Genomic DNA, 7,457 nt, shown 5'->3' with positions numbered 1-7,457 from the left:
ACATTGATTCGTCGACACTTCCGGCGTAGTGGCCTGAGAGCTGCTGCCGTGCTCGCGGCCACCGGGGTCCTCACAGGCGTCGTGGCCGGAGTCGGCGCAACGTCCGCCTCGGCGGACGATCCGGTCATCGCCTCGAAGTCTCTGTTGGCCGACCCGCAGTCGCCCGACGGATCGCGTATCGAGAAGGCCACCTACAAGGACGACCGCAGCATCCGGCTGTACGTCCACTCGGCGGCGATGAACCGCACCTTCCCGGTCGATGTGCAGCGCCCCGCCGACGCGTCGGTGCCGCGCCCGACCCTGTATCTGCTCAACGGCGCGGGCGGCGGCGAGGACGACGCGTCGTGGCAGAAGAAGACCGACATCGTCAACGGCTTCCTGTCCGACAAGAACGTCAACGTCGTGCAGCCCATCGGCGGTAAGTGGAGCTACTACACCGACTGGCTGAAGGACGACCCGAGCCTGGGCCGTAACAAGTGGAAGACCTTCTTCACCGAGGAGCTGCCTCCGCTGATCGACGGCGCGCTGGGCACCAACGGCGTCAATGCCATTGCGGGCCTGTCGACTTCGGGCACCTCGGTGCTGAACCTGGCGATCGCCAAGCCGGGTCTGTACAAGTCGGTGGCCGCCTACTCCGGCTGCGCGGAGAGCAGCACCGAGGTCGGCCGCGAAGCGGTGAAGCTCACCGTCAACACCTGGGGCGGCGGCGACGTGCGCAACATGTACGGCGAGGACGACAACCCGGCCTGGCAGGACAACGACCCGCTGCTGCACGCCGATCAGCTGCGCGGCGCGAACCTGTACATCTCCTCGGGTAACGGCCTGCCCGGCCAGTGGGACACCCTCAACGGCCCGTACGCCCTGCCCGGCGCCTACGGCCTGGGTAACCAGCTCGTCATCGGCGGCGTCATCGAGGCCGCGACCAACTACTGCAGCCACAACCTGCAGACGAAGCTGGACTCGCTGAACATTCCGGCGACCTACAACTTCCGTAACTCCGGCACCCACTCGTGGGGCTACTGGCACGACGACTTCCTCGACTCGTGGCCGGTGCTGGCCCGCGGTCTGGGCATCTGACCGCCCCGAACGAACCACCGAATCCGCCTCGATCGCCGCCGCGATCGGGGCGGATTCGCCGTTTTCCGGGGGCTGGCTCACTAAAAAGTTCGGTTGCCCGTAAACTATTTTTCATGAATGCGATCACCGTCGAGACCGGGCCGGGAAGCCGGAATCGGCTGCGTTCGCTCGCGGTTCTGCTGGGCCCGGCTTTCGTGGCGGCGATCGCCTATGTCGATCCCGGAAATGTGGCCTCCAACATCAGCGCCGGCGCGCAGTACGGCTACCTTCTGGTGTGGGTGGTCGTCATGGCGAATGTGATGGCCGCGCTGGTGCAGTATCTGTCGGCGAAACTGGGCGTGGTGACCGGCCGCTCGCTACCGCAGATCGTGCGCGAACGAGCGGGGCGCCCGGTCCGGCTGGCCTATTGGGGGCAGGCCGAATTGACCGCGATGGCAACCGATCTCGCCGAAGTCGTCGGTGGCGCGATCGCCTTGAAGCTGCTGTTCGGCCTGCCGCTGCTGCTCGGCGGTGTGATCACCGGTGTGGTGTCGATGGCCCTGCTGGCCGTGCAGAACCGCCGCGGGCAGCAGCCGTTCGAGCGGGTGATCATCGGCATGCTGGCGGTGATCGCGATCGGGTTTTTGGCCGGTGTGGTGATCTCGCCGCCCTCGCCCTCCGGGGTGGCCGGCGGACTGGTGCCGCGTTTCGACGGTTCGCAGAGCGTCCTGCTCGCCGCCGCGATGATCGGCGCCACGGTCATGCCGCACGCTATTTATCTGCACTCCGGCCTGACCCGGGACCGGCACGGCCGCACCGAGCCGGGCCCGCGCCGCAGTCGCCTGTTGCGCGCGACCCGGATGGATGTCGGCCTGGCGATGATCATCGCCGGTGCGGTCAATCTGGCGATGCTGCTGATGGCCGCCGCCACGCTCGGCGGCCGCGATGTCGACTCGATCGAGTCCGCCCACGCCGCGGTCCGCGACGCTCTCGGTCCCTGGGCCGCGCTGCTGCTGGCCGTGGCCCTGCTGGCCTCCGGCCTGGCGTCCACCTCGGTGGGCGCCTACGCCGGCGCGATGATCATGGACGGGCTGCTGCGCCGCAAGGTGCCGCTGCTGCTGCGCCGCGTCGTCACCCTGATTCCCGCTCTGCTCATCCTCGCCGCCGGCGTGGACCCGACCCGAGCGCTGATCGTCTCGCAGGTGGTGCTGTCCTTCGGCATCCCGTTCGCGTTGATCCCGCTGGTGCGGTTCACCGGTGATCGTGTCCTGATGGGCGCGGACGCCAATCGTCGGGCGACCACCGTGGCCGCGTGGCTGATCGCCGCGGTGATCAGCGCGCTGAACCTGCTGCTGATCTATCTGACCGTGGCCGGCCGATAGCGGCCGTCACGCCGTCGTCCGTCGGTAATGCGCCGCGATCTCGTCGCTGGTGGTCACCCATACGCCCGGATGGTTCACCACGTATTCGAGCGCCTCGTCCAGGTAGCGGTGCCGGAACGCCTGACCGGTGACGAACGGATGCAGGGCCAGCGCCAGCACCCGCCCGCTGTCGGCGGAGTCGGCGTAGAGCTGGTCGAGTTGGTCGCGGACCATGCGGACGAAATCGGGGCCGGTGAGGCCCTTGGTGACGAAGATGCCGATGTCGTTCAGTTCCACCGAATACGGAACACTCAGCAGCCCGGGCACATTCAGCCGATAGGGCTGATCGTCGTTGGTCCAGTCGAGGACGTATTCCAATCCCAGTTCGGCCAGTAGCTGGGGCGTGTGGAAGGTTTCGGTGAGGCCGGGCCCCATCCAGCCCCGCGGCCGGCGGCCGGTGGTCTTCTCGATGGTCGTGACGATATCGGTCAGAACTCGGCGCTCCTGCTCCAGCGACAGTCCGGTGTGCAGATGGCTGTTGCTGCTGCCGTGTGCGAGCCAATCCCAGCCGCGCTCCTTCCCGGCCGCGATGATCTGCGGATACCGTTCGCCCACATCGGAATTCAGCAGCGCGCTGGCCCGAATTCCGTACTTGTCGAGCAACTGGATCTGGCGCCAGATGCCCACCCGCGGGCCGTAGTCGCGCCAGCCGTAGTTCAGCGCGTCCGGCGTCAGCGCGGTGGTGCCCTCGTAGGTCGCGGTACCCGGCAGGTCGACGTAGAAGTGTTCGATATTGAGGCCGACGTAGAACGCGACGCGTTTACCCTCGGGCCAGTGGATCGGCTCGCGCTCGGTGATCGGGGAGTAGTCGTACAGTGTGATGTCCGTGCTCATGCCGGTATCGTCGAACCTTGACACAGATGTGAAGGTCAACCGAAAGTCGTTGTGAGGTAGAGCATATGCGAATCGGTGAGTTGGCGGCGCGGACCGATACCTCCCGGCGGCTGTTGCGCTACTACGAGGAGCAAGGGCTGATCCGGGTGCGCCGCTGCGCCAACGGCTATCGCGACTACGACGAGCGCCTGGTCGATCAGGTCCTGCACATCCGCGGGCTCCTGGACGCGGGCCTGCCCACCCGGATCATCAAGCAGATCCTGCCCTGTCTGGACGACCCGCGCGACATCCATTTCGCCGATGCCACACCGGAGATCATCGCCGCCCTCGAACATCAGCGCGACCGCCTGACCCAGCGCATCGACCTGCTCGCCCGCAACCGCGACGCCATGACCGCCTACATCGGCGAACTGCGCGGCTGCGCCCGCACGGCGTCGTAGACCGGCTCTCGGCACGTATCGGCGGACTCAGCTCGCCTGGGCCCGCTCACGTGCCTTGGATGCCGTCATCTGCCCGATCCGCTGGAAGGTGTATCCGGTCAGACTTGCGATGTCTCGCAAGGGAATTCCCTGCTCGGCGAGCTCGACGGCCAGCGCCTGCGCCTCGGCTTGGTTCTCCCGCTCGATGCGCTCGATTTCCGCCCGCCCGGCGCGGATACGCGCGGCGCGTTCGTTGATATTGCGCACGCCACCGAGGTCATCGATCACGACCTCGATATCGATCGTGGAGGGGGCCACGTCGAGGGTCACGGTGACATAGTCCCGTGCTTCGTCCGCGACGTCGTCGAGCCTCCGAGCCTGGGTCTGTGCGTCCTCGCCGAGCGCGGGAATGGTCACCGCCCACCACCGGCCCTCTCGACCGGTCACGTGTGCCTCGTATCTCATCGCGTCTCCTCTCGACAACTGCAGCCGTCGATCGCCTTCCGGATGCTGCGCACCACGCCGGCTCGGATCGTCGTATGCCCATCCGGAACAGTGACCGAATGTGCCCAGGCCGGGCACTGCCACACGCTGTGACTGCCCTTGCCCTGGCGCCTACGGCTCCATCCCGAACGGATGAGCTCGTGGAGGATCGTCCGGGTCGGCTGTTCGCTGATCACCAGTATTGTCTACTCATTGGACAATTGCAAGTCAAATGAGTAGACAATCGCTGGCTCAGCGGCTCAGGCTCCCGTCTCCGCGGCGCGGCGGTAGCCGCGCACGGCCGGGTAGCCGAAGACCACGATCATGCCGAGCACCCAGGCCAGGGTCTTCAGCAGGGGTTCGGCGACGGGGCCGTCCCAGCAGAGTCCGCGCATGGCGTCGATGGCGGTGCTCATGGGCTGGTTCTCGACGACGTTCTGCAACCAGGTGGGGTAGGCGAAGACCGGGACGAAGCCGGAGTTGAAGAACATCAGCAGGGTGTTGATGATGCTGACGATATTGACCAGCATCACGCCCTCGGAGACGGTGGCCAGCGCGGTCACCATCACCGCGAAGCCCACGCCGAACAGCACCGGGATGCCGATCATGGCCAGGGACGCCAGCGGGCCGTTCCAGAACCGGAAGCCGATGCAGACGCCGACCGCGATCACGAAGAGCGTGGTCACCAGGACGCGCAGCGCCTCGGCCAGCAGTCGTCCGGTGAGTCCCGCGGCCCGGTGGATCGGCATCGTCCAGAAGCGGCCGAGCAGGCCGGTGTACTTCTCGGTCTTGAAGCCCAGCGCACTGACCACCGCTCCGGACATCGCCGCCACCAGGGTGATCAGGGGGACCGTGCCGTAGACGCTGGGCATGCCGGTGGCGGCGCTGATCGAATCGCCGAGCACGATCCGGAACATCAGCAGCGTCAGGGCCGGGTAGATCAGCGTCTGAATGGTGGTCGCGGGGTCGCGCGCCCACACCATCAGCAAGCGCTTGCACTGGATCAGGCTGTGCCGTGCCCAGGTCGCGACGGACCGCTCCGATCGGGGCGCGATCGCCGGCAGGGGAGTCTTCCAGCCCAGAGCTTCTTCGGGCGCCTCGGTGGTATCGATGGTCAGACTGCTCACGATCGCCTCACACTCGCCCACACCGCCAGCGGTACGAACGCCGCCGCCAGACTGATCAACCACACCAGCGGCACCCACAGCACATGCCAGCTCACTCCGCCCGCGGCCATATCCCGCAGGGCGAACGAGAACTGGGAGACCGGCTGATTGCGGGCGAACGGCCGGATCCACGCCGGGAAGCCGGATTCCGGGACGAAGCCGCACGACAGCATGCCGAGGATCAGTGTCGGCAGCGTCAGCGCCTGACTCAGCGCCTCCGGACTCTTGGTGAAACTGCCCAGCGCGTCCGCGCCGATGGCCAGCACCGTGCCGACGGCCAGCGAGAACGCGCAGAACAGCACGGCCTGGCCGAGTCCGGCGGTGAACCGGAAACCGATCATGTATCCGAAGATCAACGCCGCGATCAGTGAGGTCACCGAACGCACCAGACCCGCGCAGATGCGGGAGACCAGCGGAACCATCGGCCCGATCGGCATGGTCTGCATGCGGGTGTGCAGCCCGGTCATCGATTCGAAGGCCGCGATCTGCGCATTCGACATCATGGTGAACGACATCGTCTGCAGCACGATGATCGGCATCACGAACTGCGCGTAGTCGATGCCGCGGAACTGCATCACATACCGCAGCGGCAGATAGAACCCGAGGGTGAACACCAGCGGCGTGATCACCGCGACGACCAGTTCTCCCTTGGTCGCCATCGTGCGCACGATCCGCCCGGTCAGCGCCCGCCACTGGGCGAAGCTGGAGATCCGCGCCTCGGGCATCTGTGCGAAGAGGCGGGCCTCGGCGGCCACCGGCGCGCTCATTGACGTCCGCCGGAATGACCGGTGATGGACAGGAACACGTCGTCGAGCGAGGGCCGCCGCAGCGCGATATCGGCAAGTTCGAGGCCCGCGGCGTCGAGGCGGCGCACCGCCTCGGCGAGGGTGCTCGCCCCGTCGGGGGCCGGGATGGAGATCCGGTCGCCGGCGAATTCGTGCCGCAGGGCCTCGGGCACCAGCTCGCCGAGGGCGGTCACCGCCTTGCGCAGCTGCGTCGGATCCAGCGGGACCACCTCGCAGTAGCTGCCGCCGGTCTTCTCCTTGAGTTCGTCGGCGGTGCCCTCGGCGATCACCGTGCCCTTGTCGATGACGATGATGTTGTCGCTGAGGACGTCGGCCTCTTCCAGATACTGCGTGGTCAGCAGAACCGTGATGCCCTGCTCCTTGAGCGCGTTGACCAGATCCCACACACCCTGGCGGCTGCGCGGGTCCAAGCCGGTGGTCGGCTCGTCGAGGAAGACCACCTCCGGGCGCACCACCAGCCCGCAGGCGATGTCGACGCGACGGCGCATACCGCCGGAGTAGTGCCGCACCGCGCGCTTACCGGCGCCGACCAGGTCGAATTCCTCGAGCAGGGTGTCGGCGCGGCGGCGGGCGTCCTTCTTGGGCAGACCCATCAGCCGGCCGAACAGTTCGAGGTTCTCGCGTCCGGAGAGGTTCTCGTCCAGCGCCGCGTACTGCCCCGTCATCATGATCGAGCGCCGCACCCCGGCCGCATCGGCGACCACGTCGTGCCCGGCCACCGAGGCGCTGCCCGAATCGGGCCGCAGCAGGGTGGACAGGATCTTGACCGTGGTGGTCTTGCCGGCGCCGTTGGGTCCGAGGATGCCCAGCACCGAGGCGCGGGCCGCGGTGAAACTGATGCCCTGCAGCGCCTGCACCTCGCCGAAGGATTTGCGCACATCATCGACCACGACGGCCGGATCGGCGCCGGAGGTGCGCACACCGGCACCGCCGGCCGCATCGGAGCCGGCGTGAGACGCTGCCGCGTCGGTACTTGCCCGAGACGCTGCCGCGTCGGTACCTGCCCGAGACGCTGCCGCGTCGGTGGCGCCCGAATCCTCACGCGGTGTGTGCGATTCTGCGTTGTCCAAACTCGGCATCAACTCTCCACTATCGGCCGGGCCGCGACCGGATTGTCCGGAACGCTGATCTTTGTCCCGGTTGATGGATACCTTCCACCGGGCGCGATGTTACTTCGTCCGACTGTGCTGCCGTCGCTGCCGCGGGGTCGCGCCCCCGCCGGGGCCTCGAAGTATTGCGTCGCGGTGGTTTTTCTACCGTGATTTGAAACAG

At 67.2% G+C, this 7,457-nt stretch carries 8 protein-coding genes; 3 read left to right on the top strand and 5 right to left on the bottom strand.

Translation table 11 applies throughout. The annotated features are described in order from the left end of the window. Positions 1 to 48 precede the first annotated feature (48 nt). Complete coding sequence (locus NA3_RS01980) at positions 49 to 1,077, top strand: alpha/beta hydrolase (RefSeq protein WP_062961866.1); 1,029 nt, start codon at positions 49 to 51, stop codon at positions 1,075 to 1,077. 113 nt (positions 1,078 to 1,190) lie between these two features. Continuing rightward, positions 1,191 to 2,438: an Nramp family divalent metal transporter gene (locus NA3_RS01975; protein WP_062961865.1), complete on the top strand. Its 1,248-nt coding sequence runs from the start codon at positions 1,191 to 1,193 to the stop codon at positions 2,436 to 2,438. A 6-nt stretch (positions 2,439 to 2,444) separates the two neighbouring features. Here the strand turns inward: NA3_RS01975 and NA3_RS01970 are convergent, their stop codons facing one another. Continuing rightward, positions 2,445 to 3,311, bottom strand: a complete 867-nt coding sequence (locus tag NA3_RS01970) for a polysaccharide deacetylase family protein (protein ID WP_062961864.1) — start codon at positions 3,309 to 3,311, stop codon at positions 2,445 to 2,447. 65 nt (positions 3,312 to 3,376) lie between these two features. Between NA3_RS01970 and NA3_RS01965 the strand changes: the two genes are divergently transcribed. Beyond that, the gene (locus NA3_RS01965; protein ID WP_062961863.1) at positions 3,377 to 3,751 is read left to right on the top strand and encodes a MerR family transcriptional regulator; all 375 of its coding nucleotides are present in this window, start codon (positions 3,377 to 3,379) and stop codon (positions 3,749 to 3,751) included. Between the two features lie 27 nt (positions 3,752 to 3,778). On the opposite strand, the gene NA3_RS01960 is transcribed toward NA3_RS01965, so the two are convergent. From NA3_RS01960 to NA3_RS01945, 4 genes are all read right to left on the bottom strand, one after another. Continuing rightward, positions 3,779 to 4,195, bottom strand: a complete 417-nt coding sequence (locus NA3_RS01960) for a hypothetical protein (protein ID WP_062961862.1) — start codon at positions 4,193 to 4,195, stop codon at positions 3,779 to 3,781. A gap of 278 nt (positions 4,196 to 4,473) precedes the next feature. Then, on the bottom strand, positions 4,474 to 5,340 hold the full coding sequence (locus tag NA3_RS01955; RefSeq protein ID WP_258562121.1) for an ABC transporter permease: 867 nt from the start codon (positions 5,338 to 5,340) through the stop codon (positions 4,474 to 4,476). Further along, positions 5,337 to 6,146: an ABC transporter permease gene (locus NA3_RS01950; RefSeq protein WP_062961861.1), complete on the bottom strand. Its 810-nt coding sequence runs from the start codon at positions 6,144 to 6,146 to the stop codon at positions 5,337 to 5,339. Before NA3_RS01950 ends, NA3_RS01955 begins: the two co-directional genes overlap by 4 nt. Further along, the gene (locus NA3_RS01945; RefSeq protein ID WP_084490865.1) at positions 6,143 to 7,264 is read right to left on the bottom strand and encodes an ATP-binding cassette domain-containing protein; all 1,122 of its coding nucleotides are present in this window, start codon (positions 7,262 to 7,264) and stop codon (positions 6,143 to 6,145) included. Before NA3_RS01945 ends, NA3_RS01950 begins: the two co-directional genes overlap by 4 nt. Between the last annotated feature and the right edge of the window lie 193 nt (positions 7,265 to 7,457).

Source organism: Nocardia africana NBRC 100379, from assembly GCF_001612635.1.
GTDB lineage: Bacteria > Actinomycetota > Actinomycetes > Mycobacteriales > Mycobacteriaceae > Nocardia > Nocardia africana.
This window is presented reverse-complemented; position numbering and strand designations above follow the sequence as displayed.